The organism is Streptomyces sp. NPDC037401, from assembly GCF_055602345.1.
Genome location: NZ_JBVJWO010000015.1, coordinates 42885 through 58578 on the forward strand (window position 1 = coordinate 42885; position 15694 = coordinate 58578).

At 73.8% G+C, this 15694-nt stretch carries 14 protein-coding genes; 9 read left to right on the forward strand and 5 right to left on the reverse strand.

Going from position 1 to position 15694, the window contains the following annotated elements; all coding sequences use genetic code 11:
- Window positions 1-4: 4 nt before the first annotated feature.
- The gene (locus ACZ7H1_RS17895) at window positions 5-877 is read right to left on the reverse strand and encodes a class I SAM-dependent methyltransferase (RefSeq protein ID WP_470787700.1); all 873 of its coding nucleotides are present in this window, start codon (window positions 875-877) and stop codon (window positions 5-7) included.
- 338 nt (window positions 878-1215) lie between these two features.
- On the opposite strand from ACZ7H1_RS17895, the gene rpsA reads away from it, so the two are divergent.
- The 4 genes from rpsA to ACZ7H1_RS17915 all read left to right on the forward strand — a co-directional run bounded on the left by rpsA (window position 1216) and on the right by ACZ7H1_RS17915 (window position 4996).
- Entirely contained in the window at window positions 1216-2727 is a 1512-nt protein-coding gene (gene rpsA, locus ACZ7H1_RS17900; RefSeq protein WP_470787702.1) for a 30S ribosomal protein S1, read from the forward strand.
- A gap of 230 nt (window positions 2728-2957) precedes the next feature.
- Entirely contained in the window at window positions 2958-3896 is a 939-nt protein-coding gene (locus tag ACZ7H1_RS17905; protein ID WP_470787703.1) for a PAC2 family protein, read from the forward strand.
- A gap of 44 nt (window positions 3897-3940) precedes the next feature.
- Window positions 3941-4546, forward strand: coding sequence for a dephospho-CoA kinase (coaE, locus tag ACZ7H1_RS17910; protein ID WP_470787704.1), 606 nt, complete (start codon window positions 3941-3943; stop codon window positions 4544-4546).
- 78 nt (window positions 4547-4624) lie between these two features.
- Window positions 4625-4996 (forward strand): tetratricopeptide repeat protein, encoded by a 372-nt coding sequence (locus ACZ7H1_RS17915; RefSeq protein ID WP_470787706.1) that lies wholly within the window; start codon window positions 4625-4627, stop codon window positions 4994-4996.
- A 39-nt stretch (window positions 4997-5035) separates the two neighbouring features.
- Here ACZ7H1_RS17915 and ACZ7H1_RS17920 read toward each other — a convergent pair whose 3' ends face one another.
- A complete protein-coding gene (locus ACZ7H1_RS17920; RefSeq protein WP_470787708.1) occupies window positions 5036-5299 on the reverse strand; it encodes a DUF6343 family protein in 264 nt (87 codons plus the stop codon).
- 58 nt (window positions 5300-5357) lie between these two features.
- Complete coding sequence (locus tag ACZ7H1_RS17925) at window positions 5358-6002, reverse strand: hypothetical protein (protein ID WP_470787709.1); 645 nt, start codon at window positions 6000-6002, stop codon at window positions 5358-5360.
- A gap of 182 nt (window positions 6003-6184) precedes the next feature.
- On the opposite strand from ACZ7H1_RS17925, the gene ACZ7H1_RS17930 reads away from it, so the two are divergent.
- From ACZ7H1_RS17930 to ACZ7H1_RS17945, 4 genes are all read left to right on the forward strand, one after another.
- A complete protein-coding gene (locus tag ACZ7H1_RS17930) occupies window positions 6185-7648 on the forward strand; it encodes a helix-turn-helix domain-containing protein (RefSeq protein WP_470787711.1) in 1464 nt (487 codons plus the stop codon).
- A gap of 113 nt (window positions 7649-7761) precedes the next feature.
- Complete coding sequence (locus tag ACZ7H1_RS17935; protein ID WP_470787712.1) at window positions 7762-10662, forward strand: DEAD/DEAH box helicase; 2901 nt, start codon at window positions 7762-7764, stop codon at window positions 10660-10662.
- Window positions 10659-11879 (forward strand): SWIM zinc finger family protein, encoded by a 1221-nt coding sequence (locus tag ACZ7H1_RS17940; protein ID WP_470787714.1) that lies wholly within the window; start codon window positions 10659-10661, stop codon window positions 11877-11879. The genes ACZ7H1_RS17935 and ACZ7H1_RS17940 overlap by 4 nt, the downstream gene beginning before the upstream one ends.
- A gap of 171 nt (window positions 11880-12050) precedes the next feature.
- Window positions 12051-12737 (forward strand): chaplin, encoded by a 687-nt coding sequence (locus tag ACZ7H1_RS17945; RefSeq protein ID WP_470787715.1) that lies wholly within the window; start codon window positions 12051-12053, stop codon window positions 12735-12737.
- Between the two features lie 3 nt (window positions 12738-12740).
- Here ACZ7H1_RS17945 and ACZ7H1_RS17950 read toward each other — a convergent pair whose 3' ends face one another.
- The gene (locus ACZ7H1_RS17950; RefSeq protein ID WP_470787716.1) at window positions 12741-13400 is read right to left on the reverse strand and encodes a DUF2293 domain-containing protein; all 660 of its coding nucleotides are present in this window, start codon (window positions 13398-13400) and stop codon (window positions 12741-12743) included.
- A 75-nt stretch (window positions 13401-13475) separates the two neighbouring features.
- On the reverse strand, window positions 13476-14915 hold the full coding sequence (locus ACZ7H1_RS17955) for a WGR domain-containing protein (protein ID WP_470787717.1): 1440 nt from the start codon (window positions 14913-14915) through the stop codon (window positions 13476-13478).
- A 92-nt stretch (window positions 14916-15007) separates the two neighbouring features.
- Here ACZ7H1_RS17955 and ACZ7H1_RS17960 point away from each other — a divergent pair, with 92 nt between their 5' ends.
- Window positions 15008-15655, forward strand: coding sequence for a nucleoside/nucleotide kinase family protein (locus ACZ7H1_RS17960; RefSeq protein ID WP_470787718.1), 648 nt, complete (start codon window positions 15008-15010; stop codon window positions 15653-15655).
- Window positions 15656-15694 lie beyond the last annotated feature (39 nt).

Genomic DNA, 15694 nt, shown 5'->3' on the forward strand with positions numbered 1-15694 from the left:
ACGATCAGTCCCTCTCGCAGACGAAGACCGCCGTGCCGGGGATCAGGTTCCCGCGCAGCGGGGACCAGCCGCCCCACTCCTGGCTGTTCCAGGCCGGCCACTCGGGCTCGACGAGGTCGACCAGGCGGAAGCCGCCCGCGACCACGTCGCGGACCCGGTCGCCGAGGGTGCGGTGGTGTTCCACGTACACGGCCCGGCCCTGCTCGTCCTGCTCGACGTACGGCGTCCGGTCGAAGTAGGAGGCGGAGACGGACAGGCCCTCCGGGCCCGGCTCGTCGGGGAACGCCCAGCGGATCGGGTGCGTGACGGAGAAGACCCAGCGGCCTCCGGGGCGCAGCACCCGGTGCACCTCGCGCATGACGTTCACGGGGTCCGCGACGAACGGCACGGCGCCGTAGGCCGAGCACGCCAGGTCGAAGGAGCCGTCGCGGAACGGCAGCGCCCCGGCGTCGGCCTGGACGAGCGGCACGTCGCCCTCGCCGATCCGCAGGGCGTGCTGGAGCTGGCGGTGGGAGAGGTCCAGGGCCACCGGCCGGGCGCCCTGCGCGGCCAGCCAGCGGCTGCACTGGGCCGCGCCCGCGCCGATCTCCAGGACGGCGCGGCCCTTGAGCGAGGCCGCCGGGCCGAGGAGGCCCGCCTCGGCCTCGTCCAGGCCCTCGGGCCCCCAGACGAAGCGGTCGTCGCCGAGGAAGGCCCCGTGCTCGCTCTGGTACTCGTCGGCGTTGCGGTCCCACCAGCCGCGGCTGGCCCGGCTGCTCTCCGCGTCGTCGGCGTCACGGCGGGTGGCCTCGGAGCCGTCGTCGTCGTCCGTGTCGACCGCGCCGGGCAGGTTCGGAAACTCGTACACGCCTTCGGAGGCGTCATCCTCTTGGTTCATCGGGCCCGTCGTCGTAGTCTTCGCACCACGTTGCAGCGCGCAGCCGCGCACGCCCGCACACGAGTTGTGCCGGGTTTGTGGTGTTCCGTAACGGGTCGGCGCCTTCGCGCATTGACCCTGTCCGGCTGCCCCCGTATGCTACAAGTTGCGCTGCGAGCCTGCGCTCCTCAGACCTAGCAGGCTGCGCTCGCATCTGTTGCAACCTCTCGGTTTTCGAGGTTTTCCCCGCCGCTGGCGGTGCGAGGCCTCCTTGGCTGTCCGGCTCAGGCAGACGCGATAAAGGCTCCCGGCGTAGCAGTACCTACGACTTTCTGTCCGTAACCGGAGCCCTTTCCCACATGACGAGCAGCACCGAGACCACCGCCACCACCCCTCCGCAGGTAGCGGTCAACGACATCGGTAACGCGGAAGCCTTCCTGGCCGCGATCGACGAGACGATCAAGTACTTCAACGACGGCGACATCGTCGACGGCGTCATCGTGAAGGTCGACCGGGACGAGGTCCTGCTCGACATCGGTTACAAGACCGAAGGCGTGATCCCGAGCCGCGAGCTCTCGATCAAGCACGATGTTGACCCGAACGAGGTCGTCAAGGTCGGCGACGAGATCGAGGCCCTGGTTCTCCAGAAGGAGGACAAGGAAGGCCGTCTCATCCTGTCCAAGAAGCGCGCTCAGTACGAGCGTGCCTGGGGCACGATCGAGAAGATCAAGGAAGAAGACGGCATCGTCACCGGTACCGTCATCGAGGTCGTCAAGGGTGGTCTCATCCTCGACATCGGCCTCCGTGGCTTCCTGCCGGCCTCCCTCGTCGAGATGCGTCGCGTCCGCGACCTCCAGCCCTACGTGGGCAAGGAGCTCGAGGCGAAGATCATCGAGCTGGACAAGAACCGCAACAACGTGGTCCTGTCCCGCCGCGCCTGGCTCGAGCAGACCCAGTCCGAGGTTCGCCAGACGTTCCTCACCACCCTGCAGAAGGGTCAGGTCCGCTCCGGCGTCGTCTCCTCGATCGTCAACTTCGGTGCCTTCGTGGACCTGGGCGGCGTCGACGGTCTCGTCCACGTCTCCGAGCTGTCCTGGAAGCACATCGACCACCCGTCCGAGGTTGTCGAGGTCGGCCAGGAAGTCACCGTCGAGGTCCTCGACGTCGACATGGACCGCGAGCGCGTCTCCCTGTCGCTGAAGGCGACGCAGGAAGACCCGTGGCAGCAGTTCGCCCGGACCCACCAGATCGGCCAGGTCGTCCCGGGTAAGGTCACCAAGCTGGTTCCGTTCGGTGCGTTCGTCCGCGTGGACGAGGGCATCGAGGGTCTGGTCCACATCTCCGAGCTGGCCGAGCGCCACGTGGAGATCCCGGAGCAGGTCGTCCAGGTCAACGACGAGATCTTCGTCAAGGTCATCGACATCGACCTCGAGCGTCGTCGCATCAGCCTCTCGCTGAAGCAGGCCAACGAGTCCTTCGGTGCCGACCCGGCCTCGGTCGAGTTCGACCCGACCCTGTACGGCATGGCCGCGTCTTACGACGACCAGGGCAACTACATCTACCCCGAGGGCTTCGACCCCGAGACCAACGACTGGCTCGAGGGCTTCGACACCCAGCGCGAGACGTGGGAGCGCCAGTACGCCGAGGCGCAGGTCCGCTTCGAGCAGCACCAGGCCCAGGTCATCAAGAGCCGCGAGGCCGACGAGGCCGCTGCCGCCGAGGGCGCTGCCGCCCCGGCCGCCGGTGGCAACGCCGGTGCGGGCATCTCGGGTGGTTCGTACTCCTCGGAGTCGGACGACAACTCCGGCGCCCTGGCGTCGGACGAGGCCCTGGCCGCGCTCCGCGAGAAGCTGGCCGGCGGCCAGAGCTGATCGCAGCAGCGCATCACGCTCCGGCGTGAGCTGAGCTGAAACGGTAAGGCCCGTCCCCTCCGGGGGGCGGGCCTCACCGCGTTCCCGGGCCCGTGCGGCCCCCCGGCGGCGTCCCGCCCTTCTTCCTGCGTGCCCTCTCTCCTGGCGTTTTTCACTGCGCGTTCACGGACGGGGGAATGGTCGCGACTCTTCGTACGTTCTTGGCATTGACGCGAGGAGGAGTGGTAACCGTGCTTGATCCACAAGGTTTGTACGAATGGGACGCCAAGGGTCTGGCGGTGGTCGACCTGGCGCTCGCCCAGGACTCCGCCGGACTGGTCATGCTCTACCACTTCGAGGGGTACATCGACGCGGGGGACACCGGCGAGCAGATCGTCGAGCGGATGCTCGACACGCTGCCGCACCAGGTCGTCGCCCGGTTCGACGCGGACCGGCTCGTGGACTACCGCGCCCGCCGCCCGTTGCTCACCTTCCAGCGCGACCACTGGGCCGAGTTCGACGCGCCCCAGCTCGACGTCCGCCTGGTGCAGGACGCCACCGGGGCGCCCTTCCTGCTGCTCTCCGGCCCCGAGCCGGACGTGGAGTGGGAGCGCTTCGCCAAGGCCGTCGAGCAGATCGTCGAGCGCCTCGGGGTCCGGCTCGCGGTGAACTTCCACGGCATCCCGATGGGCGTCCCGCACACCCGCCCCGTGGGCATCACCCCGCACGGCAACCGCACCGACCTGATGCCGGGGCACCGCAGCCCGTTCGAGGAGGCGCAGGTGCCGGGCAGTGCGGAGTCGCTGGTCGAGTTCCGGCTCGCGCAGGCCGGACACGACGTCCTGGGGGTGGCCGCGCACGTTCCGCACTACATCGCGCGCTCGCCGTACCCGGACGCCGCGCTCACCGCGCTGGAGGCGATCACGGCGGCGACCGGCCTGGTCCTGCCCGGCATCGCGCACTCCCTGCGCACCGAGGCGCACCGCACGCAGACCGAGATCGACCGCCAGATCCGCGAGGGCGACGACGAGCTGGTCTCGCTGGTCCAGGGCCTCGAGCACCAGTACGACGCAGCTGCCGGGGCCGAGACCCGGGGCAACATGATCGCCGAGCCCGCGGAGATCCCCTCCGCGGACGAGATCGGCCGCGAGTTCGAGCGCTTCCTGGCGGAGCGCGAGGGAGATGCGTAGACCGGCCCTTCTGGGGGAGGGGCGGCCCGTCTAAGCTTCGGACCATGCTGAGAGTGGGTCTGACGGGCGGGATCGGCGCGGGCAAGAGCGAAGTGTCGCGGCTGCTGGCGGGGTACGGAGCGGTGATCGTCGACGCGGACCGCATCGCGCGCGAGGTCGTCGAGCCGGGCACGCCGGGCCTCGCGGCCGTGGTCGAGGCCTTCGGGGACTCGGTACTGACCCCCGAAGGCACCCTGGACCGGCCGAGGCTCGGATCCCTCGTCTTCGCCGACGAGGAGAAGCTCCGGACGCTGAACGCCATCGTGCACCCGCTGGTCGGCGCCCGCTCCGCCGAGCTCCAGGCGGTTGCGGGGCCGGACGCGATCGTCGTGAACGACGTACCGCTGCTGGCGGAGAACGGCCTCGCGCCGCTGTACGACCTGGTCGTCGTGGTGGACGCGGCGCCGGAGACCCAGCTGGCCCGGCTGACCGCGCGGCGCGGGATGGCCGAGGAGGAGGCCAGGGCGCGGATGGCGGCGCAGGCCACGCGCGAACAGCGGCTCGCCGTCGCCGATCTCGTGATCGACAACGACGGTCCGCTGGAGGCGCTGGAGCCCCAGGTCCGCAAGGTCTGGGCAGAGCTCCTGGAGCGGGCCGGCCGCGCCGCCTGAGGCCCGCCCGGCCCGGTGTCGGAACGACGGCCTCGGCTGCCCGCGTTGAACGTCCCTGAACAGGGAAGGAAGTGGACCGTGTCCGATACCAGCCCCGGCAGCCCCGAGACGCACGTCATCGACTACCGCGCCGCCGAACAGCTGCTCGCGGCGAAGGATCCGCGCGGAGCCGTGAAGCTGCTCGACTCGGTCATAGCCGCCCACCCCGAGAACACGGCCGCCCGGCTGCTGCGGGCCCGCGCCTTCTTCGCGGCCGCCCAACTGCGTCCGGCCGAGCTCGAATTCGAACTGGTCCTGGAGCGGGAGCCGGACAACGCCTTCGCGCACTTCGCGCTGGCCCGCACCCTCCAGCGCGCGGGGCGCAACGAGCCCGCCCGGCGCCACTTCAGGCTGGCGGCTGCCCTGGACCCGAACCCGGAGTACCTGGCCGCGGCGCGCTTCGAGGACTAGATCTTCCGCGGGCCTGGCCGGGCCGGGGCGCGGCGGGCTTCAGGCGTGGTCGTCGGGGGGCTCGTACGGGGGGACGTCCGGGCCGGGCTGGTAGTGGGCGCCCTGGTGGAGGCGGTGGACCACCATCATCAGGTCCGCTCCGACCAGGAGCGTCAGCACGGCGCAGGTGATCGCCCAGCCCGGGCGCTCGGCCAGCGCGAACGCGGCGGTACCCGCGACCGCCCAGATCAGGCCCCACACGCTGAGCCAGAACCGCAGCCGGAGGGGGCTGCGGGCGGTCAGCGGCTCGTTTCCGGTACGCATGGCCATCGCCTCGCCTCACGTACATGGTCTCACCGCTGCCGCCCGCCCGCGGGCTCCGCTACGGGTTGAGCTTGTTCACGGCCGTGATGGTCGTCTTCTTGAAGGCGGCGACGGGTGCGTGGCTCAGGTTCCCCATCTGCCCCCACTCGACGACGGTGACGGTCGAGCCGTCGCGGCCGATGCCGAAGAGGTGGACGCCGGGCTCCGACTCCGGAATGGAGGTGTGCACGCCGTAGACGTGGGCGCCCTCCTCGACGCGGAGCTTGCCGTAGTCCTGCCAACTGGCGGTGCCGCCCGGGGTCTTCCGCAGCCAGTCGGCCGCGCAGGCCGCAACGCGCTTCTCCAGGGTGGCGGCGAGGGCCTTGGCCTTGGCCTCGGTGCCGGCGCGGACCGAGATCTGGCTCGCGCCCGTGTCGAACTCCGTGCCGAAGAGCCGGTGCCAGGTGTTGGCGGTCGGGACCGCCCCGGCGATGCAGAACAGCCCGTTGTCCGGGAGTCCCTTCTTGACCGGGCCCGCGAACCAGGCGGATCCGGGGTGCGGCGGGAGGTCCTTGCCCTTGATGAAGCCCGGTGCGGTGACGGCGGCAGCGGCCCGGGGCGCGGCGGTGGAGGCAGAGGCGGCGGTGGCCGCCGGGATGACCAGGGCGGCGGTGACGGCTGCGGCTGCGGCCGTGGCGGCGACGGTCGTGGAGCGCTTGAACACGGTGGTTCTCCCCGTAGTGATCGGTGCGTTTCGGTGTGGTCTCGTGCTGTGGCAACAGACTTGCCCCCGCCCGGGGTGTCGGACAATGGAACGGCGCCGATTCGGGACACTGGAACGGATAAAGGTGCTGTGAGCTGGGGGAACACCCTTCGCATGGAACGGCGTAGCGGGACGGGGGAGCCGTGGGCGGGTCGGAAAGGGCAGCGGAGGCAGAGGCGTTCGCGCGCCTGATGCGGGGGCTGAAGGACAGGTCGGGGCTCAGCTACGGCACCCTGGCGCGGCGGCTGCACACGAGTACGTCGACGCTCCACCGGTACTGCAACGGCGATGCCGTGCCGGCTGAGTTCGCGGTCGTGGACCGGTTCGCGCGTGCGTGCGGGGCGGCGCAGGCGGAGGCGCTGGACCTGCACCGGGCGTGGCTGCTGGCGGATGCTCGGCGGCGCGCGGCGGCACGGGAGACGGCGGTCAGGGAGACGGCGGCCCGGGGCACTGCGGCCGAGCCGGCCGAGCCTGTCGAGCCGGCCGAGCAGGTCGCGGCGGAGGCTGGATCCGGTGCCGGTGCCGGTGCCGGTGCCGGTGCCGGTGCCGGGGACGCTCCCGTGCGGGAGAAGCCGGTGGTGGCGGCGGAGCCGGAGACCCTGGTGTCGGGCCCGCAGGCCGGGGGGCCCGCGGCACCGGGCACGGGTACGGCCCCCGCCCCCTGGTACCGCAGGCGGCGGGTCGCCGGCGTGGCCGGAGCCGGGGCAGCCGTCGGCGTGGTCATCGCACTCGCCCTGGCGGTGACCGCCCCCTCGGGACCCGGAAGGGAACAGGGCGCGGGTGCGGTGCGCCCCTCCGCCTCGCGTTCCGGCGCGCTGCCCGGCGGCGGTGCGGGTCCCGCGTCGCCACCAGGCGGCACCGCGACGCCCACGGCCCCCACCGGCGCCCCGACGCCCGTCGCCTCCGGAACAGCCGGGTCCGCACGCCCGTCCGCCGGCCCTTCGGCCACGCCGTCCCGGACCGCGGGAGGCGGCCCGGGTGCGGTTCCGGCGCGGCCGCCGGCCGTCGCGGTGCGCTCGCACGTGTGGCAGAACGGCTGCGACCACGCGTACCTCATCCGCCGCGGCCCCGCCGGGGTGCCCGCGCCACCGGTCGAGCAGGACGCCGAGAGCTGGGCGCGCGCCCAGGGCGCCGTGCACGCCGGGCGCCAGATCGTCGAGGCGACGGTCACGGGCCCGAGGGCGGCGGGACCGGTGGTCCTCCAGGCGCTGAACGTCCGCGTGGTGGGCCGCCGCACCCCGCCGCCGTGGAACGTGTACGCGATGTCCCAGGGCTGCGGCGGCTCCCTCACGCCCGCGGTCTTCACGGTCAACCTCGACGCCCCGCGCCCGCTGGCCCGGCCCGTCGCCGGGCACGACGGGGAGAACGCCATCGAGCCGCCCGCCTTCCCCCTGACCGTCACGGCGGACGACCCGGCCGTGCTGCGGGTCGAGGCGGCCGCGAGCGGCTGCGACTGCGACTGGTACCTCGAAGTGCAGTGGACGGCCGACGGCCGGCGGGGATCCACGCGCATCGACGACGGCGGACGGCCCTTCCGCACCAGCGCGGCCACCGGACGGCCGCTCTACGGTTACGCGGCGGAGTCGGGCCGCTGGGCAACCGGCTGACCCACCCTTCGCCGCTGTTCATCACCCCAGGTCAGAGGCGCTGTCAGCGGGCGCACCTAGACTCGCAGTGGGTAACCGGTGACGGCAGCGGCGAGTGAGGGAGGGCGGCGGCGATGGACGAGTCCGCAGCAGTGCGCGCCCTGCTGCGCCGCGCCGCGGTCTTCCTGCCCGCGGAGGTGCCCCGCGAGGGACGGATGGCCTTCTGGTCGCCCGACGGCGAGCCGCTCCCCGCGGAGCTGCCGACCGGGGCCGTCACCGCCGTGCTCACGGTGGCCGGTCCGCACGGTTCCGGTGCCCGCAGCCGGTCCGTGGCCGCCGCCGTGCTTCCCGTCGTCGCCGCGCTGCCGCTGCTCATACGGGCCGGGACCGATCCGGGCGCGCATCCCGCGTCCCGCTGCTGGGGCGCGGCCGCCCGGCAGGCCCTCCGGCTGACCGCCCGGGGCCGACTGCTGCCCGGGGTGACGGCCGGGGGCCACGACGCCTGGCGGGCCGGGCCGCTGTCCGCCGACGACCTCGCCCACCTGAGGGCGGTCGCGGCCGCGATGCCGTACGAGGCCCACGCCACCCCGCTGGCGGGCCGCGGACCCCTCCTCCTGCCGGAGCCGGAAGCGCTGCTGCGGGCCTTCCTCGACGCCGTCGCCGACGCGCTGCCCCGCACGCCGGCGGCCGCGCACGCGGCGGGCCGCCCCTTCGCGGCCCGCGAGCCGCAGCAGGTTCCGGCGATGCGGGACTGGGCGGTGCAGGTGGCCGCCGGAGCGGACGAAGGAGTCGGCATCTCCCTGCGGCTCGACCTGTCCGCGTACGGGCTGTTCGACTCCTCCGACGACCCGGAGGAGGCTGCGGTGCGGGACTCCTCCGGCCCCCGGCACGAGCACCGGGACCGGCGTCCGGAGCGCCGCCTGCGCCGGGCGGGGGCGGCCGTGGTCCAGGTCCACAGCCTCGCCGATCCCACCCGGGTCACGGACGCCGGCCTGCTGTGGGCGGGCCGGGCCCCGGCCGAGAGCTTCGGGCCCCGGGCCCGGATCGACGCCGTACTCGCCCTGCGCCGGGCCGCGCGGGTCTGGCCCCCGCTGCTGCGGCTGCTGGAACAGCCCGTGCCGGACGTGCTGGCCCTTTCGGACACGGAGCTGGAGGAACTGCTCGGCACGGCGGCGACCCGGCTGGCCGACGCCGGGGTCGTCGTGCACTGGCCCCGGGAGCTCGCCCGTACGCTCACCGCCACCGCGGTCGTGCGGTCCGCGCCGGGCTCGGCCGCCGACGGCACGTCGTTCTTCGACGCCTCGCAGCTGTTCTCGTTCGCGTGGGAGGTGGCGCTCGGCGGCGACCGGCTCACGCCCTCCGAGATGGACGCCCTGGCCGAGGCGCACCGGCCGATCGTGCGGCTGCGGGACCAGTGGGTGCGGGTCGACCCCGCGCTCGTACGCAAGGCCCGCAAGCGCGAACTGGGCCTGCTCGACCCCGTCGACGCGCTGGCGGCGGCCCTGACCGGCACCGCGGAGGTGGACGGAGAGCGCGTGGAGGCCGTGCCCGTCGGGGCGCTCGCCGCCCTGCGGACCAGGCTGACCGCCGAGCTCGCACCGCTCGCCGAGCCGCCGGGCCTGGCGGCCGTGCTCCGCGAATACCAGCAGCGCGGCCTCGCCTGGCTGGACCTGATGACCTCCCTCGGCCTCGGGGGCTGCCTCGCCGACGACATGGGCCTCGGCAAGACCGTCACCCTGATCGCCCTGCACCTGCACCGGGCCCGGCCGGAGCCCACGCTCGTGGTCTGCCCCGCCTCGCTGCTCGGCAACTGGCAGCGCGAGATCGAGAAGTTCGCCCCCGGCGTCCCGGTCCGCCGCTTCCACGGCAGCAGCCGCAGCCTCGACGGCTTCGACAGCCTCGGCGGGGGGTTCGTCCTGACCACGTACGGCACGATGCGCGCGAGCGCCCCCCGGCTCGCGGGGCAGCCCTGGGGGATGGTCGTCGCCGACGAGGCCCAGCACGTGAAGAACCCGCACTCGGCCACGGCGAAGGCCCTGCGCACCCTGCCCGCGCCCGCCCGGGTCGCCCTGACCGGCACGCCCGTCGAGAACAACCTCTCCGAGCTGTGGGCGCTGCTCGACTGGACGACACCCGGACTGCTCGGACCGCTCACCACCTTCCGCGCCCGGCACGCGCGGGCCGCGGAGCAGGGCGAGAACCCGGGACACGAGGAGGCGGTGGCCCGGCTGGCCCGCCTCGTGCGGCCGTTCCTGCTGCGCCGCAAGAAGTCCGACCCGGGCATCGCCCCCGAGCTGCCGCCGAAGACCGAGACCGACCATCCCGTCGCCCTGACCCGGGAACAGGCCTCGCTCTACCAGGCGGCCGTCACGGAGACCATGGCGCTGATCGAGGCCAGCGAGGGAATCGCGCGGCGAGGCCTGGTGATGAAGCTGCTGGCCTCGCTCAAGCAGATCTGCAACCACCCGGCGCAGTATCTGAAGGAAGGGCGGACGCGTCTCGCGCACCGCTCCGGCAAGCTCACCCTGCTCGACGAACTGCTCGACACGATCCTGGCCGAGGGCGGCTCCGTGCTGGTCTTCACCCAGTACGTCTCGATGGCCCGGATCCTCTCCGACCACCTCACCGCGCGCGGAGTCCCCTCGCAGCTGCTGCACGGGGGCACTCCGGTGGCCCGCCGCGAGGAGATGGTCGACCGCTTCCAGGCCGGCGAGGTCCCCGTCTTCCTGCTCTCGCTGAAGGCCGCCGGCACCGGGCTGAACCTCACCCGCGCCGGGCACGTCGTGCACTACGACCGCTGGTGGAACCCGGCCGTCGAGGAGCAGGCCACGGACCGCGCCTACCGCATCGGGCAGACCCAGCCCGTGCAGGTGCACCGACTGATCGCGGAAGGCACGGTCGAGGACCGGATCGCCGAGATGCTCGCGTCGAAGCGCGCCCTGGCCGACGCCGTGCTCGGCACGGGTGAGGCGGCCCTGACCGAACTGACCGACGCCGAGCTGTCCGACCTCGTCTCCCTGCGCAGGCCCTCATGATCACCGCGCGGGACGACCGCCGCCGCACCTTCGACTCGCTTCCCGGCGGCCCGGAGGCCACCACCTGGTGGGGCCGGACCTGGGTGGCCGCACTGGAGGCGGCCTCGCAGGACGCCGGCCGGCTCGCCCGCGGCCTGCGGTACGCCGCCGAGGGGCACGTCGACGCCGTTACGGTCACCCCCGGACGGATCGTGGCGTACGTCCGCGGAAGCAGGTCCCGCCCGTACCGGACCGAGATCGCCGTGGAGCCCTTCGGTGCGCAGGACTGGGAGGTGTTCCTGGAGCGCACCGCCGCCGATCCCGGGCAGCTGGCGGCGCTGCTCGAAGGGGACGTGCCGCGGGGCCTCGCCGACGCCCTGCTGCCCGGACCCGGAGACCTGCGGCCCCGCTGCTCCTGCCCCGACCCCGCACAGCCGCCCTGCAAGCACGCCGCCGCGCTCTGCTACCGGACCGGCAGGCTGCTCGACGAGGATCCGTTCGTCCTCCTGCTGCTGCGCGGCCGCGGCGAACGCGAACTGACCGAGGAGCTGACCCGGCGCAACGCCGCCCACGCCGCCCGTGAGCAGACAGCGCCCCCGGAGGGGCTGCCGGGTGTCCCCGCCCGTACGGCCGTCGCGCCGCGCACCCTGCCGCCGCTGCCGGCCCCGCAGCCGGACCCGGCCGCCCCGTCCCACCCGCCCGCCTACCCGGGCGGGCCGGGCGCCCCGGACCTGCTGGCCCTCGACCAGCTGGCGACGGACGCGGCCGCCCGCGCGTACGCCGTCCTCACGACGGGCGCCGACCCCATCGCCCCGCTGGACGTCTGGCAGGACGCTGTCCGCCTCGCCGCGGCCCACCCCACCTCGGGCCTGACCGGCGCGGCCCGCACCCTCTACCGGGACCTCTCCCGGGCCACCGGCCGGTCGGCGACCGACCTCGCCCGCGCGGCAACGGCCTGGCGGCACGGGGAACTTGCGGCGCTGGAAGTGCTGGAGGAGGTCTGGGACCCGCCCGCCGGCCCCTTCGACCGGGCCCGCCCCGCGCTCCTGGCGGCCGGGCAGGGCGCCTTCCGCCCCCACCGCAACCACCTGACCGCCTCCACGCGGCAGCTCCGCCTCGGCCGCAACGGCCTCTGGTACCCGTACGAATCCCCGCCGGACACCGCGGACTGGTGGCCCGCGGGCCCCCCGCACCGCGATCCGGTCGAGGCGCTCGCCCGCGGAGACCGGCCGGTGTGACGGGCAGGGGTGCCGCCCGTGTGGCCGTCGGTGCGACCGGTCATGAAGTCGGGAGGTCCCAGTACACGATGGAGTGAAATGCGTACCGGCTCTATAACCCGAACGGGTTTACCGCGTTGATCCGGGTGCGGGCGGGACGCCCGTGAACTCCTCCGGAAGGCAGGGAATCTGATGCGGCAGAGTCGTCGTAACGGCCTGATCGCGGCGGTCGTCGCGGGCGGTGCGCTCTCGGTGGCGGGTGCCGCCGGGGCTGCGTTCGCGGATGCGGATGCGAGCGGCAGGGCCGAGCGTTCGCCGGGGCTGCTCTCCGGGAACCTGGTGCAACTGCCCGTGCACGCGCCGGTGAACGTGTGCGGCAACACCGTGAACGTCGTCGGGCTGCTGAACCCGGCCCCAGGCAATACCTGCGTCAACGAAAGCCATCGGGGCAAGGCCCCGCACGGCTCCAAACCGGGGCCCGGGCGGGCCGGGGGAGCGGTAGCCGACGGGCGCGGAAAGGATTCGCCCGGGGTGCTCTCCGGCAACGGCGTCCAGGTTCCGGTCGAGCTGCCGGTCAACGTCTCCGGCAACTCCGTGAACGTCGTCGGCGTCGGCAACGGCAGCACGGGCAACACCTCCGTCAACGGCACCGAGCCCGGACGCAGCGGAGCGAAGCCGCCGCAGCGCCCCGAGGTCCGCCCGGTGACGCCCCCGCCCCCTCCCGCACCCGCGCCCCGGCCCGAGCGTCCGGTGACCGAGTCCCTCGCCCACACCGGGGCCGACGGCATCGGCTACGCCGTCCCCGCGGGCGCCGCCCTGCTGCTCGGCGGCGCCGTGCTCTATCGCCGCTTCCGCCCCGTCGCAGGCCAGAGCTCCTGACCCCTACGCGGCCTCCGGGCGGCGCCACGCCGCCAGGATCGCCTCGATGCGCGGCGCCAGCCGGGCGCGGGCCTGGTAGCGGGGGACCCCCGCCATCAGCAGTGCGTCGTAGTCCGTGTCGTCGTGGCGTACAGAGGCCCGCACCGCGACCGAGACCGCGTCCTCGTCGAGGGCCCGGCCGGCCGCGGTGCGGCCCACTCGGCCACTACCCCGCGCCGAGGCGTGCGCGGCGATCAACAGGGCCCGTTCGGGCGGTATGCCGGGGAACAGCCGGCGGATCTCCGCCGCGAACGCCGCAGTGAAGCGCGTGTCCTCGGCCGCGCGGCGCACCCGGTCGCGGGCCCGCCGCCGGGCCCGCGCCTCGGCATCCGCCAGGCACCGGGCCTCCGCGCGGACCAGCGCCTCCTCCTCGACCAGCAGCCCCTGGCGTTCGTGCCGGCGGCGCCGCTTCACATGGCGCACGACGACGGCGTACAGCGAACTGCCCTCGCGGGCCCGCCGGGTGAGCGCCGCATTGCCGCGCGGGAGGTAGACGAGGTGTCCGAGGTCGGCGCAGTCCAGGCAGCGCGGCACTCCGGACTCACGGACGAGCAGGGACAGCGGGCCCTGCCGGCACTCCGCGCAGTGCACCGGCCTGAGCACCTCGAAGACGACCAGGTTCATGGGTGGTTGATACCGCCGGCGCAGCCCCCTCTCACCTGTCCGCCGCCGATTCGCCGACGACCGCGGGGAGTTCCGTCAGACCAGTCGGCGTATCTCGCCGCGGACCCGGTAGAAGCCGCCCGAGGCCGGGTGCAGTCCGTCGACGACGTAGCGCGCCCCCGCCTCCCGGATCCCCCGCGGAAACTGCACGTTCCACCCCGGCTCGAAGCCGCCCGACACGACCTGCACCCGCAGCCGGCTGCCGTCCTGCACGCACTCCACCACCACGCCGCCCGCGGGCGCCGCGGAGACCGTGGCCACCGCCGAAACCGAGGCGGCAGGGGTGTACGTCGGCAGCGCCGCCGCCGACTTCACGTCCAGCGCCGTCGGCACCGTGCCCTGCTCGGCAGCCGCGATCGCGGACTCGCTCGCGTCCACGCAGACCAGCGAGCCGTCCGTGGTGACCAGGTAGAGCTTGCCGTCGAGGTACTGCATCGACAGCGCCGAGCCGCCGCCCGTGCCCAGCTTCCACAGCCGGTGCCCCGACGCGTCGAAGCAGTACACCGAGGAGGCCAGGTCGCCGGCGAAGACGTGCCGGCCGTCCGGAGAGGTCGCGCAGGAGTACACCGCCGCGTCGCACTGGTACGTCGCCTCGACCGCACCGGTCGACTTGGCCAGCCGCTGCACCTTGTTCCGCCCGGTGCCCGCGTACACCGCGTGCTCCTCCTGCCAGCCGAACAGCACCCCGCCGTCGGTGCGCGTGTGCCACAGCTCGCCGCCCCCGTCCGGGGCGTACGCCGTGACCCCCTGGGTGTGGCCGTGGTAGACGCCCCGCTCGTCCGCCCGCACCATCCAGGCGTTTGACCCCGAGGAACGCCGCGACCACTGGAACTCGTCCTCGTGGTCGATGACCGTCAGGCCGCCGTTGCGGTCGGCGACGTTGAGCACGCCCTCCCGGATGTCCAGCCAGAAGATGTCGACGTCCGCAGCGATGTCGTAGGCCCCGAAGGGCACCTTCGACGACAGGTCGTACACCGTGCCGTCGTCGCAGCCCGCGTAGATCCAGAACTCGTCCGCGACCAGGCACTTCACCCCGTCGGGGAGCGAGTAGCGGGCGAGCACCTCGCCGCCGTGGCTGAGGGTGTAGACGTCACCGGACTGGTTGCCGACCCAGCAGCGCTCCTCGTCCACGTGAATGCCGAAGGCCGCAGCGCCGGTGCGGAACCGCCACAGCACCGGGGCCACCGCACGCGCCGTCGACGGCGCCGACGTCACCTGACGGCGGGTCACCGCACGGGCGGCCCGCTGCCCGCGCACGGCCGGGGCGTACCCCTTGCGCACCTTCTCCCCGATCTTCTTCGCGGCGGCCGCCCGGGCCTTGTCGGCCGTCGGGAAGGAGGAGTTCTGCAGCTGGCCGTCCGCGCCGATCCGGCCGTACCGGACGGAGACGGCCGTGCCGTCCACCGTCACCTCGTAGAACTTGTGCGCCCCGCCGCCGTCCTGAGACAGCTCCAGATACGTCGTCTCGCGTGCCATGACAGACCCCTCCCCAAGACCGGGCGGGCGGCTCTTTCCCGCCGCAGATCCCCAGGTGGAAAACGCTACGGGCGACCACTGACAATGGGCTCGTGCAGCTGGAGGCGTTCACCTGGGAGCGGATGGCGGAGGCGCTCGCCCGCCATCTGGACGGACCCGTGCGCGCGGACGCGCCGGAGGGCGGCCGGCTGTGCGCGGCCGTCGACGGCGCGCCCGCGGCGGACACCGGAGCGCTGGCCGGTGCCCTTGCCGACCGGCTGCGCCTGCACGGCCGTTCGGTCCTCGTCGTCGCCGCGGACGGGTTCCTGCGGCCGGCGTCGCTGCGGTTCGAGTACGGCCGCGAGGACGTCGACAGCTATCTGAGCGGCTGGTACGACACCGCCGCCCTGTGGCGCGAGGTGTTCGGGCCGCTGGAGGCGGGCGGCAGCGGGCGGGTGCTGCCGGACCTCTGGGACCCCGTCACCGACCGTGCCACGCGCAGCCCCTACGTCGCCGTCCCGCCGGGCGGTGTGGTGATCGTGCACGGCCCGCTGCTGCTCGGCCACTGGTTCCCCTTCGACCTGAGCGTCCACATCAGGCTGTCCCCGGGCGCGCTGGCCCGGCGCACGGCGGCCGCCGAGCGCTGGACCCTCCCGGCGTTCGGACGCTACGACGCCGAGACCGGCCCCGCCGACGCCGCCGACGTGGTGGTACGGGCCGACGACCCCCGGCACCCGGCCTGGTCGGGCCTGCCCGGCTGACCCGGCCCGCGCCGCACGCCCCGGCCGGTTCCGCGGGTG

Coding starts and splice junctions, on each gene's coding strand:
- ACZ7H1_RS17950 (WP_470787716.1), bottom strand. CDS start 13,400: ATGAACCTGGTCGTCTTCGAGGTGCTCAGGCCGGTGCACTGCGCGGAG.
- coaE (WP_470787704.1), top strand. CDS start 3,941: ATGCTGAGAGTGGGTCTGACGGGCGGGATCGGCGCGGGCAAGAGCGAA.
- ACZ7H1_RS17940 (WP_470787714.1), top strand. CDS start 10,659: ATGATCACCGCGCGGGACGACCGCCGCCGCACCTTCGACTCGCTTCCC.
- ACZ7H1_RS17920 (WP_470787708.1), bottom strand. CDS start 5,299: ATGCGTACCGGAAACGAGCCGCTGACCGCCCGCAGCCCCCTCCGGCTG.
- ACZ7H1_RS17895 (WP_470787700.1), bottom strand. CDS start 877: ATGAACCAAGAGGATGACGCCTCCGAAGGCGTGTACGAGTTTCCGAAC.
- ACZ7H1_RS17935 (WP_470787712.1), top strand. CDS start 7,762: ATGGACGAGTCCGCAGCAGTGCGCGCCCTGCTGCGCCGCGCCGCGGTC.
- rpsA (WP_470787702.1), top strand. CDS start 1,216: ATGACGAGCAGCACCGAGACCACCGCCACCACCCCTCCGCAGGTAGCG.
- ACZ7H1_RS17945 (WP_470787715.1), top strand. CDS start 12,051: ATGCGGCAGAGTCGTCGTAACGGCCTGATCGCGGCGGTCGTCGCGGGC.
- ACZ7H1_RS17955 (WP_470787717.1), bottom strand. CDS start 14,915: ATGGCACGCGAGACGACGTATCTGGAGCTGTCTCAGGACGGCGGCGGG.